General features: G+C 41.3%; 17 protein-coding genes and 1 pseudogene. 11 read left to right on the plus strand and 7 right to left on the minus strand.

What is annotated here, in order from left to right:
• Positions 1-113: 113 nt before the first annotated feature.
• The 4 genes from MSWHS_RS08160 to MSWHS_RS08175 all read right to left on the minus strand — a co-directional run bounded on the left by MSWHS_RS08160 (position 114) and on the right by MSWHS_RS08175 (position 3,536).
• Positions 114-680 carry a hypothetical protein gene (locus MSWHS_RS08160; RefSeq protein ID WP_048158919.1) on the minus strand — a complete coding sequence of 189 codons (567 nt, stop codon included), beginning with the start codon at positions 678-680 and terminating at the stop codon, positions 114-116.
• Positions 646-1,224: a hypothetical protein gene (locus tag MSWHS_RS08165; protein WP_231585658.1), complete on the minus strand. Its 579-nt coding sequence runs from the start codon at positions 1,222-1,224 to the stop codon at positions 646-648. The genes MSWHS_RS08160 and MSWHS_RS08165 overlap by 35 nt, the downstream gene beginning before the upstream one ends.
• Before the next feature lie 56 nt (positions 1,225-1,280).
• The gene (locus tag MSWHS_RS08170; RefSeq protein ID WP_231585659.1) at positions 1,281-1,775 is read right to left on the minus strand and encodes a DUF6141 family protein; all 495 of its coding nucleotides are present in this window, start codon (positions 1,773-1,775) and stop codon (positions 1,281-1,283) included.
• Between the two features lie 330 nt (positions 1,776-2,105).
• On the minus strand, positions 2,106-3,536 hold the full coding sequence (locus MSWHS_RS08175) for a dihydrolipoyl dehydrogenase (protein WP_048158920.1): 1,431 nt from the start codon (positions 3,534-3,536) through the stop codon (positions 2,106-2,108).
• A 303-nt stretch (positions 3,537-3,839) separates the two neighbouring features.
• Here MSWHS_RS08175 and MSWHS_RS08180 point away from each other — a divergent pair, with 303 nt between their 5' ends.
• The 6 genes and pseudogenes from MSWHS_RS08180 to MSWHS_RS08195 all read left to right on the plus strand — a co-directional run bounded on the left by MSWHS_RS08180 (position 3,840) and on the right by MSWHS_RS08195 (position 8,596).
• Entirely contained in the window at positions 3,840-5,201 is a 1,362-nt protein-coding gene (locus MSWHS_RS08180) for a TIGR00297 family protein (RefSeq protein WP_048128064.1), read from the plus strand.
• 274 nt (positions 5,202-5,475) lie between these two features.
• Positions 5,476-5,547 carry a hypothetical protein gene (locus tag MSWHS_RS22270; RefSeq protein ID WP_369798976.1) on the plus strand — a complete coding sequence of 24 codons (72 nt, stop codon included), beginning with the start codon at positions 5,476-5,478 and terminating at the stop codon, positions 5,545-5,547.
• A gap of 20 nt (positions 5,548-5,567) precedes the next feature.
• Positions 5,568-5,755, plus strand: a pseudogene (locus tag MSWHS_RS22275) (transposase).
• A gap of 73 nt (positions 5,756-5,828) precedes the next feature.
• Positions 5,829-6,053: a helix-turn-helix domain-containing protein gene (locus MSWHS_RS08185; protein ID WP_082088097.1), complete on the plus strand. Its 225-nt coding sequence runs from the start codon at positions 5,829-5,831 to the stop codon at positions 6,051-6,053.
• Positions 6,054-6,340: 287 nt separating this feature from the next.
• Positions 6,341-6,880, plus strand: a complete 540-nt coding sequence (locus tag MSWHS_RS08190; protein WP_048128060.1) for a DJ-1/PfpI family protein — start codon at positions 6,341-6,343, stop codon at positions 6,878-6,880.
• 39 nt (positions 6,881-6,919) lie between these two features.
• A complete protein-coding gene (locus tag MSWHS_RS08195) occupies positions 6,920-8,596 on the plus strand; it encodes a nitroreductase family protein (protein ID WP_048128058.1) in 1,677 nt (558 codons plus the stop codon).
• Between the two features lie 218 nt (positions 8,597-8,814).
• Here MSWHS_RS08195 and MSWHS_RS08200 read toward each other — a convergent pair whose 3' ends face one another.
• Positions 8,815-9,936, minus strand: a complete 1,122-nt coding sequence (locus MSWHS_RS08200) for a DUF21 domain-containing protein (RefSeq protein WP_048128056.1) — start codon at positions 9,934-9,936, stop codon at positions 8,815-8,817.
• 473 nt (positions 9,937-10,409) lie between these two features.
• Here MSWHS_RS08200 and MSWHS_RS08205 point away from each other — a divergent pair, with 473 nt between their 5' ends.
• The 3 genes from MSWHS_RS08205 to MSWHS_RS08215 all read left to right on the plus strand — a co-directional run bounded on the left by MSWHS_RS08205 (position 10,410) and on the right by MSWHS_RS08215 (position 13,071).
• Positions 10,410-11,891, plus strand: coding sequence for an MFS transporter (locus tag MSWHS_RS08205; protein ID WP_048128054.1), 1,482 nt, complete (start codon positions 10,410-10,412; stop codon positions 11,889-11,891).
• Positions 11,892-12,204: 313 nt separating this feature from the next.
• Positions 12,205-12,510, plus strand: a complete 306-nt coding sequence (locus tag MSWHS_RS08210; RefSeq protein WP_048128052.1) for a glutaredoxin family protein — start codon at positions 12,205-12,207, stop codon at positions 12,508-12,510.
• 12 nt (positions 12,511-12,522) lie between these two features.
• Positions 12,523-13,071, plus strand: a complete 549-nt coding sequence (locus MSWHS_RS08215; protein WP_048128050.1) for a ferredoxin-thioredoxin reductase catalytic domain-containing protein — start codon at positions 12,523-12,525, stop codon at positions 13,069-13,071.
• A gap of 41 nt (positions 13,072-13,112) precedes the next feature.
• Here MSWHS_RS08215 and MSWHS_RS08220 read toward each other — a convergent pair whose 3' ends face one another.
• A complete protein-coding gene (locus MSWHS_RS08220; protein ID WP_048128048.1) occupies positions 13,113-13,415 on the minus strand; it encodes a hypothetical protein in 303 nt (100 codons plus the stop codon).
• A 98-nt stretch (positions 13,416-13,513) separates the two neighbouring features.
• Between MSWHS_RS08220 and MSWHS_RS08225 the strand changes: the two genes are divergently transcribed.
• Both MSWHS_RS08225 and MSWHS_RS08235 read left to right on the plus strand, forming a co-directional pair.
• Positions 13,514-14,776: a hypothetical protein gene (locus MSWHS_RS08225; protein ID WP_048128046.1), complete on the plus strand. Its 1,263-nt coding sequence runs from the start codon at positions 13,514-13,516 to the stop codon at positions 14,774-14,776.
• 973 nt (positions 14,777-15,749) lie between these two features.
• A complete protein-coding gene (locus tag MSWHS_RS08235; protein ID WP_082088096.1) occupies positions 15,750-16,901 on the plus strand; it encodes a PKD domain-containing protein in 1,152 nt (383 codons plus the stop codon).
• Positions 16,902-16,941: 40 nt separating this feature from the next.
• Here the strand turns inward: MSWHS_RS08235 and tnpA are convergent, their stop codons facing one another.
• On the minus strand, positions 16,942-17,355 hold the full coding sequence (gene tnpA / locus MSWHS_RS08240; protein ID WP_156151201.1) for an IS200/IS605 family transposase: 414 nt from the start codon (positions 17,353-17,355) through the stop codon (positions 16,942-16,944).
• Positions 17,356-17,365: the final 10 nt, after the last annotated feature.

Raw genomic sequence — 17,365 nt, forward strand, 5'->3', positions numbered from 1 at the left:
AGACGAGCACTTATTCCATTTTTTCAATAAACATCTGGTTTTTGTGGAAATTTTCATTAGCTACCGCTATAAGATTTCAAGTTTAGGTTATAAGTTTCCGTTTTTTCTTTACTTCATCCAGAACCATATTGGAATCTTACCCTCATAAAGGGTGAGAATTCTTTCCATTTACCAGTACTGAAACACCGTTTGTTGAAATAAGTAAATAAATTATAACAAAAATTAGTTAGGACACTATCGGTTTTAAATGATCTTGCTTTGTCTGCTATATCATATATCAAAGAAAATATCTGTTCCATTGTATTATCCATCTCAGGTGTAAAAACTTTTTTCAAGAAGCTTACATTCTTCTTGAAAATCTCTTCTACATAAGAAATCGCTTTATGAGACGCTTCTGAAAATTCCAGATTTGAGTCAAATTCCCGTATCTCTTGAACATATACAACAGCACTGATGACCATATCAGAATGGATTAACTGGCAGATCTCATTGTACACAACCATATCATTATCTGGGATCTCTTCAATAGAGTTGAATTCCTCATAATATCTCTTGCTAACGTTTTTCAATTGATGAAATACGCAAAAAGAATGAGCCACTTCAGGGAACATCCTTTTTACGGCTCCAATGATTGTTTTGTCTTCATCATAAACAATCTTTTGAGTGTTCTCCTGAAACATAAGATCTCACTTTCATTAAAATCTCCGTTCCGTGTCTGCGTAATTCTTTTATATCATCCTGGTATACAACAGCTGCCGGCACCAACAGCAACGGGATAGTTGCTGCAGCTTTAGCTCCTTCTGAAACAGGCAACGCGGCTAAAAAGCCCGCTCCAGTTACACCATAAATAGGAACTATAGGAAACAGCATAGCTAGACCAAATGTTCTTCTGAAATGGATGCCTAATTTTGCAGCCAGAAAACCATTGGAACCTATGACCAGACCAATGCCAATACTGGGTCCTATAGTTTGAAACGGATTATATGATGGTCCGATGTAAAGTCCAAAATCGATGCCAGAAAAGGAAAAAAGACCATTGAACTGGTTTCTTTCCTCGTTGGAATTTCCTCCAAGGCCTGATGCAACTATACCTATGTCCAGTTGCAAAGGTCCTCTTCCTGCTTCCCTTCCACCCATTATAGCCATTACGTAATTATTTTCCCTGATCAATAATATAATTTTACCTATCTTCGGATTTAACCAGAAAAAAGGGTGGGTCCTCATTAACTTATTGATCTATTCCAGAATCCAGTATGGAATTTTTTATCTGTTGTCTTTGATCAAAAGCTGGCCACAGCAGACATAATCGCCTGATGTAGTTCTTTTGGGTTCTTAGAGCTGATCATTACTCTTTTTCCGGTGATGAGTTTCAAGGTTACAACGAAATTTGCTCTCCTGGAAGGGGTTGTATCTTTGTAATCCTTTCCGGTAAAAGGGTCATATGCCTGAATCATGCACTCCTCAACCACATGAATAGGGATTTTCTTAAATGAGGTATTCAGAGGTATTAAACGGATATAGATTCCGTCCTTTCTGACCTCTGTGATATGTTTTGTACAGTAGAACAGAAGAGGAAAAAATACCCCAAAGATAAACCAGAGCGCAAATAAGTAGATGTCTGGAACATTCTGGACCCCGGCAGGTTTTCCGAAGACCAGGCTGTATACCTCGACATACCAGAGCAGAAGGGCAGGATAGAGGACAGAAACCAGAAAAATGTTATTGTGCAGATCCTGTACTTCTCGAAAAATTAAACCTGTTTCCGGATGTTCCATGGCAATCCCTCCTTGTATGACTTAACCAGACACATGCCTTTATCAACTTCAATATATTTCTTGCATTGTATGTCAGGTAAGTGTTCTTATTATACGAAATAGGAAACTTATACGCATTATTGAAAATCTTCCTATTTTTCTTATCAAATCTGGGTAAATAAACCTTCCGAAAAAAATAGGAATTCTATATCTTTTTTTATTTAAAAACCCAGACAATGATAAAAAATTAATTTTAGTAATAAATTACTTAAAAAATATATAAAAAGATTTTTAAATAGAAAACAGTACAGGAAAAGAAACAAAAAGGATTCAGCCTTCAAGCTGAGTTTTTCAGTCTTCAAGCCCAAGGTGCTTCATTATATGGTGGTAGTGTTCAGGGGACAGCCTTGAATAAAAAGCCCCTGTGACGACTTCATTAAGGGAAGGGTGGATGTCCATGCTGCGGATAATTGGCTCTGCACTTCTTGATGGCGTGTACATGAGAGGAATTATCTGGTGGATCAGGACTGAGGCATGAGGGCCTATAATATGGGCTCCCAGAATTTTTTCTTCCTGCCTGTCCAGGATCACTTTTACAAAATAATCCTTGGCTTCCATAGCAATTCCCTTTGCCGTATCTTCAAAGAGTTTAAAGCCCATCACGACCCTGTCCTCCCCGTACTCCTTAATAGCTTCCTGTTCTGACATTCCTACGCCTGCAATCTCAGGATAAGAGAAAACAGCGTGAGGTACAGCATAGTAGTTTGCCTTTACTTTTTTTTTCATGATTGCATTGAGGTAAACTATTCCGGATTCATAGTTTCCGACATGCTTGAGCAGGTATTTTCCGTTTGCATCCCCGAAAGCCCAGATATTTGGCTGAGAGGTTTCAAGATACTCGTCAACTAAAATCCAGCCCTGGTGGTCGGTCTTGATTCCTGCCTTTTCGGGGTGGAGAATATCAGTATTCGGGGCCCGACCTGTTGCAACCAGGAGCTCGTCTACGGTAACTTTTGTCTCCTCTCCCGAGTTTCTGTCCTTTGCAATAACGGTCTTCTGCCCATTGCTTTCTATTCTTACCTCTATGGCTTCATGGTTTGTAATGATCTTCATGTATTCCGACATCTTTATCTTGGCAAGTTCGGAGATTTCGGGTTCTTCTTGAGGAAGAAAATGTGCATTTCTTCCTATAACAGTGACCTCTGCCCCCATGGCTGAAAAAAAGTGCCCGTACTCGGCTCCTATGTAACTTCCCCCGAGAATGGCAAGGCTTTTAGGGCATTCCTCGAGTTCAAGTACGGTGTCGCTTGTAAGGTAACCGGTTTCTTCAAGCCCTTTAACAGGCGGGATTGCAGGCTTTGAGCCCGTACACAGGAAGATCATCTCAGAGTGGAGGGTTTCTTCTCCAACTTTGAGGGTATACGGGGATATGAATTCAGCAGCTTCGGGATAATAGTCAAGGTAAGAGTTTCCGTTCAATCCTTCCCTGATCATATCGATATCTTCTCCTATCCTTCTGCGCATCCTTCCCATGATCATGCGAAAGTCAATATCCTTTATCTCTAGTTTGATCCCAAAAAGTGGAGCTGTCTCAAGTTCCCTGACGAGCTCTGCAGGGTAAAGCAGAAACTTTGAAGGGATACACCCTCTGGTCAGGCAGATCCCTCCAGGTTCGTCCTTGTCTATAACAGCTATTTTCATTTTCGGATTCGAATCGATAATTGAGTTCACATAGTTCATTCCGGAACCCGTGCCTATCACAATCAGGTCATAATTTTTCATTATTTTTCCCCTCACAGCAAACATAATATAAGATCTTAGCCAGTCACTGGATTTGTTAACTGCAATAATTATCTGTATGCTTTGCTAATTACATTTATCCTTAAATAAAATGATTCTTATTGAATAACCGCCAGATCTGGTGTGAAAACCTTCCCGAGCGTGAGTAATAAAGATGCATAAATATTTTTTAACCTTGTTTCATTTTTAAACAATTATCTGAAGGAAAAACAACTATCTATTTATAAAGAAAAGCCTATTCTATGTAGCTTCTCAGGAAGAATAAAAAACAAAAGATGTTTTAGAATGAACAGAGCTACCCCCCTCCTCGAAAATGGGAGTTCTTATCATAGAATTTCCGTGATGCATATCCTGTATCTCCTGCTTATTCTGATAGCTCCTTTTACTGGGGTAGATCTCCTTCTCCTTCTTTCTCTTGTCCTTTTCCTGGGACTGAGGTTTTCCGGAAAGTTTTATTCCTACAGCAGAGATGCAGCCAGCCTTTCTTTTTCCCTTACACTGATGCTGCTTGTTTCTGCAGTTTCTCAAGACCTTCCATATACATTCCCATTTTATATCGTCCTTGCCGCCTTTGCAGTTGCAGCGGTAGGAAATCACAGCTCTTTCTTTTCTGAAAGAGGCTTCACGGCTGATTTGGAGTCCGGAAAAAGAAGGATGAAGAAGAGAAGTTTTTCATTGCTGTGGAGTTCGATTTTTCTCGCTCTCAGGATTAGCGCGGCGTTTCTTGCAGCAAGCTGGATTGTCTACTGGCAGGGACTTCCAATCTCGTATAACTTTATCTTTTTCATAGCCGTTATTGGGGCAGTTACGGGTTCTCTTTTTGAGTCCATTCCTTCAAAGATAGACAGTAATATCCCGGTGTCTCTGGGGACTGGGATGACAATGTGGATTTTTGAGGAGTTCAGGTACTGGGTCCCTCCTGAGAAAATGCTTGTTGCCCTTGTCTTTTCCCTTTTCCTCGGGGCTCTGGCTTACAGGGCGAAAATTGCCGATGTTTCTGCCCTCCTCAGTGCTGCCCTTCTCGGAGTCCTTATAATTGTTTTCAGCGGGCTTCCGTGGTTTTTGCTCCTGCTTACTTTTTTCATTCTGGGCGGTGGGTTTACTAGGTACAAGTACGCATACAAGGAATCGATAGGGATTGCCCAGACAAAAAACGGGATCAGGAGCTATGAAAATGTATTCTCGAACAGTACGGCAGCCCTTGTCCTTGCAGTAGCTTATGGTATCTTCCCTGATCAGAGCCTTCCTATTATTTATGCCTACATGGGCACTGTTGCAACCGCTACAGGTGATACTCTGGCAAGTGAAATAGGGACAACGGCAAAAGGAAGACCCAGAATGATCACAACTCTCAAGCTTTCGGAACCTGGAGCTGATGGAGCGGTTTCTTCCCTGGGCGAATTTGCCGCAATTTTCGGTTCTGCAATAATAGGCGTGCTCGGCTATGCTCTCGGGATATCTGACAGCCTTCTGCTTTCAGTCCTTATTACAACTGCAGGAGGCTTTTTCGGAACAAATGTGGACAGCCTGCTCGGGGCTACCCTTCAGAAAAGAGGACTGCTCTCAAACAGCGGGGTAAACTTTGCTGCAACCTTTGCAGGCGCAGGGATTTCAGCTGGCATATATCTTCTTGTATCCGGTTTTTAACTCTAAGGCGAGAAGTCCCCTTCCTCGGAGCGTAAGCGACAGGTGGGGGATGAAAGCCGTCAGCTTCTACAAAACAACAGTAATATAATTATTTATATATAATTATTTATATATAATTATTTATATGTAATTATTTATATGTAATTATTTATATGTAATTATTTATATGTAATTATTTATATATAGTTATACCTATATAGTAATAACTATGTAGTATAAACTGGATCTTGGAAATCATTCTGTGTATTCGCTCCATTATCATTTCATTCAGTGTGTGAAATATAGGAGAAAAGCTCTAACGAACCCTTTAGTTGTTGATTTTCTAAAAACTAAAATCCATAGATAAGTGAAACATTCGATGTTGAAGTGCTGAATATAGAGTGTGACAAAGACCATTTTCACTTATTATTTTCAGCAAAACCTCGCTCGTTATTCCAAAGTATATCAACATCATAAAAACAATAACTTCAAGGGAGGTTCGTAAAAACTTTCCTGAAGTAAAAACTATGTTATGGAAAGATACGTTCTGGTCAAGATCGTATTTTATCGCATAGACAGGACAAGTAACCTTAGAAGGACAAGTAACCTTAGATATACTGAAGCAATGTGTGGAGAATCAAGGCAAATATGCATCTGACGAAGAAGATAAAGATCAATCCAACTGAAGAACAAGTAGATGTTCTTTGGCAATTATCTGAACAGTGTAGATGCCTCTATAATTTCGTTTTAGCTGAAAGAAAAAAGCGGTTTTTATCACAGAATGCTTTGTGGACAGGCTATCAGAAATTTTCTGATAATCTTCGACAAACAGGATTACAGATGGATACTTGCATTATGCAAATATCCAGGTGACGTAATCACTCGAAGGAAGCTCAGTCCTCGCTTTCATCAGAAGAAATGGCGGGGTAATTCACGTTAAGAGTCAGATATTTTGTTAAAAAGTGTCTTTACTTCCTAAAAGGCATCCATTTATATCTTTAAGGATATATTCTTACTCGGGTAGGGTTACTGCAGTGTCCTTTAATGCGAGATTTGAATAAGATTTTATGTCTCTCAGTAATCTATCTTTCTACAGACTCCATTGGTTTTCAATAAAGATAGCCAGAAATCTTGCTTTTTAAATTATGGGAAGTAGTCAGATGACAGAAGAACACAAAGGAGAACGGATTTTACTTGTTGTTGCTCAGGAACAGTTCAGGGATGAAGAATGCTTTGTTCCGAAGCAGCTATTTGAAGCTGCAGGGGCAAAGGTTACGGTCGCAGCTGAATTTAAGGAAACTGCAAAGGGGACACTGGGAGGTACGATTGAGCCTGATATCAGGATTTCCGATGCCAGAATTGAGGATTACGATGCCATCGTAATTTCCGGGGGGTCGGGTTCAAGAAAATACCTCTGGGACAATCAGTATCTGCATGAACTTGTAAAGGAAGCCGACTCCCTTAAAAAGGTGGTCTCGGCGATCTGTATCTCGCCTGTGGTTCTGGCAAGGGCAGGGGTCCTGAAGGGAAAGGAAAGCACCGTTTTTAGTAGTCCGGATACCGTGCATGAGCTTAAGGAGCATGGGGCTGTCTACCTGGACAGGGACATTGTAGTTTCAGGCAGGGTGGTGACAGGACGAGACCCAAAAAGTGCGGAAGCCTTTGGAAAAGCTGTCCTTAAAGCTCTGAAAAAAGCCTGATGATTGTAAACTATTCGGTAGCAAAGCTGGTGTCCAGTTATGAATATGGAACTTGAAACTATACTGTCCTATCATCAGGCTAGCAAGCATGGCTTTAAAGCCTATGCTCCAGGCCCTCGATTCCTTGAAATGTCAATCCAGCCGGATCCTTTTCTCAACTACAAGAGAGCTCCGATTTTAAAGCTCGACACCTGGAGTGAAGAAGACATTGAATCCGAAACTTCTCCTGTATATGAACAGGCATTTTCTCCGGAGAAACTGGTACCTTCGGGGCTGAACCGGAACAGCATTTCTCAGCTTTTTTTTGACAGCTTAGCTTTATCAGTATGGAAAAAAACAGAAAGTGCAAGATGGGCTCTCCGCATCAATCCTTCAAGTGGAAACCTTCACCCAACAGAGGTTTACCTTATTTCCGGGCCGGTTCCGGAGCTTCTGGAAAAACCGGCTGTCTGCCATTATTCTCCTTTGTCACATGCACTTGAGTTAAGAACTGAATTTGCCCGGGAGACCTGGGAAAAGCTGAGTTCCGGCTTTCCGGAAGGTACATTTTTCATAGGGTTTACTTCAATTTACTGGCGGGTTGCCTGGAAATACGGTATCAGGGCTTTCAGGTATGCAAACCACGACCTCGGACACGCTATTGCTGCCCTTACCTTTGCTGCGGCAGGGCTTGGCTGGAGAACAAGCCTTCTTGTGGATATGGGTTCGGAGGAAACAGGAATACTTCTGGGTGTTTCCGGAAGGCAGGGCCCTGAAAAAGAGGAGCCTGCCTGTCTACTTGCAGTTTATCCGGCAGGAAAGGAATGTCCATCGGGTAAGGTTTCTTCATCTGCACTTCCTAATTTTGGAAATATTTCCTGGAATGGAGTTCCTAACCGTTTAAGTCCTGCACATGTAGAATGGGCTGATATTGAAAAGGCTGCTTCAGTAACCAGAAAGAAAGAAACTTATTACTCCGATGAAAAAAAGCCGGGATCGAAGCTTGAAAGCAGATCTGCGGGTTTATCCGGCACAATTACCGGATATGAGGACCTTTCAGGTCTGGAAATGGTTCCTCTGCGTAGCGTGATTCACAGGAGAAGAAGTGCTCTGGAAATGAATAACAGTGCTTACATGGACGAAGATAGTTTTTACGGCATACTGCGAAGAACCCTTCCCGACAAAAATCCCGTTTTTGAGACTCTTGCTTTCGGGCCTTTTGCGCACATGCTCTTTTTTGTAAACAGGGTGAAGGGGATTCGTGAAGGGCTTTATATCTTTCTGAGGAAACCCGGAGAAAAGGAGAAATTTAAAACTGCTTTTAGACAGGATTTTCTGTGGGAAAAACCTGAAAGCTGTCCTTCTGATCTTGAATTTTTCCTGCTTGTGGAAGAGGAACTGCATCATTTTGCAGCTCAGCTTTCATGTGCGCAGAGAAAGGCAGAAGATGCCTGTTTTACCACATGCATGCTTTCGGAGTTCGAAAAACCTCTGAAAACATATGGTTCATGGATGTACCCTTACCTTTTCTGGGAATGCGGAATCCTGGGGCAGCTCCTTTACCTTGAAGTAGAAGCCCGAGGTTTCAGGGGCTGCGGGATAGGGTGTTTTTTCGACGACCCTCTGCATGAAACCCTGGGGCTTAAAGGGCTTGAATATCAGGATCTCTACCACTTTGCAGTGGGCTTGCCTCTTCAGGAAATTGGGATTTTGACCTTCCCTGCATATAAAGAGTAACTAAAGAGTAACCTTTGCTTCTTTTTTCCCTTTGTTATTCTTTATCATCACTTCTTTTTTTTGATTTTTTTTCTTTGATTTTTTTTCTTTGATTTTTTTCTTTGATTTTTTTTCTTTGATTTTTTTTTCTTTGTATTTTTTTCTTTGTATTTTTTTTTCTTTGATTTTTTTTCTTTGATTTTTTTTTCTTTGATTTTTTTTCTTTGATTTTTTACCTTTTACTTCTTTATTTGTTCTACATTTTCTTTCTTTTTATCTTTCCTGAAAGTTGCTCTTCTTACAAATCCCGGCTGCTTTGCAGGAGGCATCTCATATCCTGAGCCCACATCACATTCTACCACAATTCCACGGAGCAGGCGGCCCAGAATATCCGACCCTGTTACTATACGCTTTTCCTCACCCCAGTAAAGAATGAGGTCCTGGTCAATTACATCATCTTCCGGGTACTGCGGATACACCTTGAACTGCCTGATTACTTTCTCAAGCCTGGTTTTCGGAGATTTTACCACTACAGGGAAATGGCAGTAAGAAAGCGGAATGAAAGGCCCCTTTTTATAGACAGCGTCCCGCAGGAAGCCATCCGCATCCAGCACCATTATCGGCTCATCTGCCGGGTTGGTGATGATTACCCATTTTTTTCCGGATGCTTCTATTTTCTGCAGGAAAGGATCGGAAGGTTCCCTTTTGAATGAAGGGAAAACAGGGCGGTTATTTTCCACAGGAAGAGAGATAATACTTCTTGGGTCTATTATAGAGCCTTCGTCAGAGATATTGACATCATCAATGGAAAGAAAGTTCAGGGCTCCTATCCCTTCAAAAGTTCCGATATCGGACTTTCCGGATTCGATGTGCTTTTCGAGCATTATCCGCATGGCTTGCTCTCTGAAAAGCTCAAGTTTTTCCCTGCCCAGCCACCAGTCAAGAATAAGCGCTGTAGGTTTTGCAACCGGGTAGAGCAGCATCTGGTAAAAACGGACAAGAGGAGTCAGTTTTGCCCCAAGCACAAGCGCGTTCCTGGAAAAATAAGCCTGGGGTACGATCTCTCCTAAACAGGTAATCCCTACGGTCGAGAAGAGAAAAGCTGATGTTCCTGCCATTACGGAATCTGTAAGTAGAGCAATAAGTACATTTATGCCTACATTTCCCCATAGCATAGTAGTAAGCAAGAAATTGGAGTCATGCCGGATCTGAAGGATTTTTATTGCATTTTTATTCTCTGCTTCGGCTTCAATCTCAAGCCTCAGCCTTCCAAGACCGAAAATCCCGATCGTCAATCCTGAAAAAATAGCAGACTGTGTTAGGCAAAGTGCAATTAAGATCCAGGTAATGATTTCATTCATTGTAAGTCCATAACCTCTAGAATATCTGTATAAACCCAGTCGAATCCTTAATCCATTGATATCTTATAAACTTAATCTCATCACGTCAGGTTTAATCTCATCACGTCTGGTTTAATCTCATCACGTCAGGTCTGGTTTACTGTTCCTTGCTGGACAGGCTTTTAACCTGCCGTTAAGTTAACTTTGCCCTGATAATATAACTTCATTTGCTTCATTTCATTTTGACTGGTTGTTTTGCTCAATCATTTTTTGTGACCCTGTTATTGCATGATATTTAAGAACAGGCAGGTAATACTAAGTTTCTTGATCAGTCAACCTTTACAAAGAAAACTATTATAAGGAGAGCATTACTGCTTAATACCACATTCTGTGAACAAACCCTTGCAGTCTTCCGGACTCTCCAGAGAAGATTATGATCCTTCCGATCATTACGGTCCTTCCGACTATTACGATCCTTCCGATCAGTGATACACATGAAAACAGAAACAAAAAAAACCGGATCATCTGCTGAAGTTCCGGAAATATTCCGTAATACTGATACTTCTGACGCCGCCACAGAAAAACGAATTGTACTCACTATTGCGATACTTTCCGGATTTATTACCCCTTTTGACAGTTCGGCAGTAAATATTGCCCTGCCTACACTGGGGGCAGAATTTCATATGAACGCGATTGCTCTCTCCTGGGTTGCAACAGCGTACCTCCTCTCCTCAGCAGTTTTTCTCGTCCCGTTTGGAAAAATCGCAGATATTTACGGAAGGAAAAAAGTTTTCCTCTACGGCATTGCTATCTTCAGCCTTGCGTCCCTGGCAATGACCATAGTCCCTTCGACAGAAATTCTAATTGGAATTCGGGTTATCCAGGGTCTTGGGAGTGCTATGATCTTCGGAACAGGAGTTGCCATCGTTACCTCCGTCTTCCCTCAGGGTGAACGTGGAAAGGCTCTTGGGATCTATATCACTGCAGTTTACCTCGGGCTCTCCCTTGGTCCTTTCCTTGGAGGCTTAATGACGCAATATCTGGGCTGGAGGAGCATTTTCTTCGTAAATGTTCCCATAGGCATCTTAGCGGTTATCCTCATCCTCTGGAAGTTAAAAGGGGAATGGGCCGAGTGCAGGGGGGAGAAGTTCGACCTGATAGGATCCGGTCTCTATGGAGCAGCAGTCGTTGCTGTCATGTACGGGTTTTCAACTCTCCCGGAATTTAAAGGAGCTGCTCTCACAGCCGTGGGAATTCTAGGGATTATTGTCTTTGCTCTGTATGAGATGAGAATACCTTCTCCAGTTCTTGACATCAGGCTCCTGACAAAAAACAGGATTTTTGCCCTTTCAAACCTTGCCGCACTTATCAATTACAGTGCAACTTTTGCAGTGACTTTTCTCTTAAGCCTGGACCTGCAGTATACAAAAGGTTTCACACCCGAGCATTCAGGGCTTATCCTGATAGCGCAGCCAGTTGTCCAGGCCATGGTTTCCCCGATTGCCGGCAGGCTCTCTGACAGGATTGAGCCGCGGATTGTTGCATCGGCGGGGATGGCTCTCACAGCAATCGGGCTCTTCTTCCTAATTTTCCTTACAGAAACGACGCCCATTTCGCACCTGGTTCTCATCCTTCTCTTACTTGGGGCAGGTTTCGGGCTCTTCTCTTCCCCGAACACGAATGCAATTATGAGCTCAGTTGATAAAAGGTCCTACGGTGTTGCATCCGGGATGAATGGGACTATGCGGCTCCTCGGTCAGATGCTTTCGATGGGTATCGCAATGATGATTTTTGCGATTGTTATCGGCCCTGTGGAGATCACACCTGCGTATTACTCCCAGTTCGTTTTAAGCCTGCATTATGCGTTTATTCTGTTTACGATCTTCTGTACCATCGGGGTATTTGCATCTCTGGTTAGAGGAAAATCCGGTTTGGAAGTTCGCACGGGCATACCTGAAGCGGGTAAAAAACAGTAAATGAAGAGATAACGTGTCGGAGACAAGTATTATTGATTGTTACATGGATGCTCAAAAAGAAGGTAGATTGACGAGATGTGCTCTATTCTGAGCAATCTGGCGTCTTCAGAGGACGTGCAGCCATGGAGAGTTATATCTCAATTTTATATACTTTATCTGACATTTTCTGATAAGGAGTTTATAATATCTTTAATCTAAAATCTACTATCTGGCAGTTTTTTTTCTTTATTGCCAGATGTCCAGAGCAACAAGCTGGTTTGAACAAAACAACTGGGTGTACACCTAACTTAATCATTTCCAGGGGGTTTATATAATGAATATCTTTAACCAGGACACAGATAAAGGAAAGCATGTTTCCGGGATTGATAGGGGTAATGTCGTAATGTATGGGCTGAGCACCTGTGTATGGTGTAAAAAAACAAAGAAACTGCTCATCGATCTTGGAGTGGATTTTGAGTACGTTTATGTGGACAGGCTGGAAGAAGAGGACGAAAACGAAGCCGTTGAGAAGTTAAGACTTTTTAATCCCTCAGTTTCTTTTCCGACAACTATTATAAATGACGAAAAAGCAATTGTGGGTTTTAAGGAAAAACAAATCCGTGAAGCCCTTGGCTTTTGAGGGGGAATTGGGTTGAAAGAAGAGAAAGCTGACGAAGAAGGCATATCTGAAGAAAAAGTGGACACTGCCTATAAGCGGTTGAAACAGGAAGTTGAGAAATCAGGCTACCACCTGAACCCTGATGTCGAGTTCACAAAAGATCTTGTGCGTGGGCTGCTGACCAATGAGGAGCGTTACGGTTACTGGGCCTGCCCTTGCAGACTGGCTTCAGGAAATAAAGAGGAAGACCTTGATATCATCTGTCCCTGCTACTACAGGGACCCTGATCTTAACGATTATGGAGCCTGTTACTGCGCACTCTATGTTTCGGACGAGGTTATTCGAGAAGAAAGAGAAGTTGAGTCTATTCCGGAAAGGCGTCCTCCTCGCGAGGAAAGAGAAGCTGCCAGAGCCGAGGAACCTGCAAGAGTGGAGATGATGGAAACTATGGAATTTTCTGGGAAACTTTCAAAGCCGGTATGGAGATGTAAGGTTTGCGGATATCTCTGTGCCATGGAAGAGGCTCCAGGGGTCTGTCCTATCTGTAAGGCGAAAAAGGAAAGATTTGAACGGTTCATGTAATTACTGCATGAAATATCAAGGAATTTTTCCAGAATTTTTCCTCAAGAATTGTTGGGATTTTCCCGATAAAAATTCCCTTTTTCAAGGGAATTTTTTAAAATTAATTTTTCAGAATCCATATGCTTTGAGGTGAACCTCCGTCCTTTTGGAGGAATATCTACTGTTTCAAGTAGCACATTTCCTTTGTTGTCAGAATTTACCAAACGATTATTCTTTAACCTTGTAAGGAAATGCCATTCTTCAAGTGTGTAAGTCCTAAAAAAATTAAATGTCGATCTGCAGAGAATAGGATACATTAACCTTACATAGCAATCATTCCACTTTTCGAATAAGTTCTTTATCAATGTAGCATTCTCCTGTAATTATAAATATCATCTAATTTTATACTAATTACAGGATAACTCACATACACAACCAGATCGGAAATGGGGGATGGAAATAGATGAAAAATAAGGATAATTTATCCTTAACATTTTTGGCTTCAGCAGTCATGATTTGTTTATTAATTATCAGTTCATGTGCTGCACTGGCATCTGGCGAAGAAAATGCTTCGGATAATAACTCATCAGCAAATAATGGATTTCCGTATCCGCGTGGTACAGCCCCGGCATACGGAATGATGGGATGGGAGACGGGTACTCAATTTTTAACAGATAACGCTACGCTTGTCCACTTTGGATGGAGGACTTCCATAACTCCACAACAGTTTGTTGATAACATTAATAAAGGTAAAGAGCTGGGAATTTCTAAATATTTAGTAGCTACCAGCGGCCCGCAAATGGCTTCTGAAAGTTTTTGGAAATCAGTCAAGGATATGGGCGTTACTGATAATGATTTCTATGGGGTCTATTTTCCTGACGAGGAAGGAAGTCCTTCAACGCTTATCGCCATGCGCACAGCTATGAAGAAATACTTTTCCAATGCAATTGCTGGCGATTATTTAGGGGATATGCAAACCGGACTTGATAATAAAGAATTTATTCCGGGGCTGGATGTTTGTTACTTCACGACCTACACAAAATTTCATCCTGAACGCCCGCACGCTTGGGTATATGGGAATCTTATTGCCAATGCCCCGGATTGGAAAAACGCAGGGAAAACAGTATATGTAGCAACAGAAGCATTTGGTCAGGCTATTGAGGTGAATGCTTCCGACCCGGATTTGAATACTGCGAAAAAAGTGGCTGACCGGCATGAAAGTCAGATTGTGATGGGAATCTTAGGTGGAGCTCAGGGTGTTTTCTCATACGCTTACAAATATGCAGCCGATACCCCGGGCTATACCGGATGGGCAAGCTTTAAGCCGAAATATGAACAGGTCTGGCCATGGATTCTGGAAGGAAACCGGACATTCCTGACAACAAACGTAACCAGTGGCAGGACAAATATAACTTCAGATCCTGGCGATACAATCGATGCGGTTACAGCCTACATATTTACAGATGTGGATGGCAGAAAATTAATTGCATCATCAAGTATGCTTGATTTTACCGAAGCAAACGGCAAGGCAAATAATGCAACAATTATCGGCGTGCCAGATGGAACGTATGATGTCTTATGGGAGAACAGAACCGTGACTGTTACAGACGGAACCATCAATGATACCTGGCAGCCATACGAGTACCACTTCTACCAGTTAAGGATGGAGGACACGAACGAGAACACAACGGATAATACAAACGGAGAAGACAGACAGATAACATAAACAAATAACATAAACAAATAACATAAACAAATAACATAAACAAATAACATAAACAAATAACATAAACAAATAACATAAACAAATAACATAAACAAATAACATAAACAAATAACATAAACAAATAACATAAACAGATAACATAAACAGATAACATAAATAAATATCATATACAGATGACACTGCTACCGATAAGCTCTAAATGCCACCAGCAGTTCGGCTCAGGGTTTTTCACCGGAGGTCGGCAGGTTACATCCTCTGCTGACTCTCAATTCTTTTGCTGCTGATGCTGATTATTTCACCTTTTTTAGCTTTCTAAACAGATGGTGGTCCCGTATTAATCAATTGAAATTCTCCGGATATCCGAACTAGGATCTTGTCTTTTTGTTCTGCTTCTTGCAGGCTGGTCCTGTCAGGTCTGCAACGCAAAAAACAGACGAATACTTTTCTTGACCTGGGAAACCTCATTAAAATTAACAATAAATATCAGTGCCCCCGCCAGCTTTGTCTGGCGACCCTTCATAAAAGGAAAAAAGCAGAAAAAGCAAAAGAAGCAGATAGTTATCATTTCTCCTATCACTTTTAATTTATGTTATTTCTTTGAAGGTGTCAGATAAATCTTACTTGCAGGCTTATTCTCTTCTTCCTTCTCATTTTTGGGACTGCCACTCTCCTGTGTCGAGCAGGACAAGAACGACACGATATAGCGAATATTGTTGTATGGATTAATCAATTAGTCTTCTTAAGCGCAGCGAAACAGACCGCTTACTGTTGTGATTACATTGCAACTCCCAGAATATCTCCGATTTCCTGCGATCCTGAGGCGCAATTCGGGAAATGGACAATAAACAGGTTACCTATCAATCAAAAAATTATGCATATATACATATATTTTAATACAAAATAACTAATATATGGTGTAAAACTAAATCAGAAAGCTGTTAGACTCTTTTCAATGGTACATGGGGGGCTGGATATGAAAAATAAAGCTGGATCAATATCTATTTTTATTTTAATTTTTATTTTACTGGTTGCAGTTGTATCGGCTGGAACGGAAACTCAGCTCACACAGGATGAGCGATTAACACAGCGCACAGCAATATATAAGAACTATGTTTTCTGGACAGAGTGTGCCGGAAATGATGTACATGCTTACGATCTGACTGCAGGAAACCGGATAAATATCACAGGGAATTCAGCAGGAGGTGAAATTAATGCATACGGGGATAAGGTGGTATGGACCGGAGATAGTGAAACTGTTTATATGTATGACATTTCCACAGGGAATGAAACTCTGATAGCATCCGGACGACGCGGTCCTGATATTTACGGAAACTACATAGTCTATACCAATAACTACTATTATGGGCAGGACCACCAGAATGACGGGATTTACCTTTACGACCTCAATACTCACAATGAAACCCGAATCGCTACGGTTTACAACTTTCCTGCCATATACGGGAACAAAGTAGTGTGGGCGCAGAAGAATAACAGCAGTGCTTATGATATTTACCTATATGATATATCCACTCAGGAAACAGGAAAAATAGCAACTGCAAATATCTCAACACCTGAGCCCAAACTCGACATCTTCGGAAATGTCGTGGTATGGACAGAATCAGGCAACGTATACATGCATGATATCGCTTCAAACAACACAACTCAGGTCACCAGTAATGTAAGTGCATACCAGCCTGCAATCTACGGGAACCTGATAGTGTATACGATAGGCGACCCTTATAGTGGGGGCAATAAAGACATCTACATGTATGAGATTTCCGCTGCCAGGACGACCCGCATAACTAACAGTACCCTTGCATTCAGCCCGTCTGTTTACGGCGATAAAATCGTCTATGCAGATTGCCGCAATAATCCGGAATATTGTGAAGCAAGAGATATTTATCTTTATGACCTCTCAAATACATCGAGTAATCTCACCGCCAATTTCACCGCCAATTTCACCGCCAATTTCACCGCCAATGTTAGTGTGGAAAACACAGCTTTGAACGTCTCTTTTAATGACACCAGTTTAGGAACCCCGGATGCATGGTACTGGGACTTCGGGGATGGAGAGGTTTCAAACGAGCAGGACACGGTTCATACCTATTTATATGAAGAAGCGTAAAACCCCTGAGTCTTTAGCTCAGGGGATATAAGCGTCAACTTCAACCCTGATTCCGTATGTAATATTCTGCCGCCTCTTTACTAACATTTCTGATAGTAAACGCAAAATAACCATCACTCCATAACGTATTCTCACCCCAATAATACTTTTTCAGATATTCTTTTTGAGTTTTCCATAACCTGTTAGTATATTCTTGTTTCAATTTTCTGATAATTGACAATACGCTAACTTTCGGCTCACTCTTGATCAAGAAATGAATATGGTCTTTGTCAGTTTCCATTTCAAGGATTTCAAAGTTAGACTCTTTTGAAATGTCAATCATAATCTGTTTGAGTTCTTCGCTAATTGGTTCAAGTATGACTTTTCGGTATTTGCAAACAAAAATAACATGATACATTAACAAAAATTTGCTATAATTCCGTGTTTCATACTTCGTATTTACCAAAATATATATATGTTGTTAA

The sequence above is a fragment of the Methanosarcina sp. WWM596 genome, assembly GCF_000969965.1.
Taxonomy (GTDB): domain Archaea; phylum Halobacteriota; class Methanosarcinia; order Methanosarcinales; family Methanosarcinaceae; genus Methanosarcina.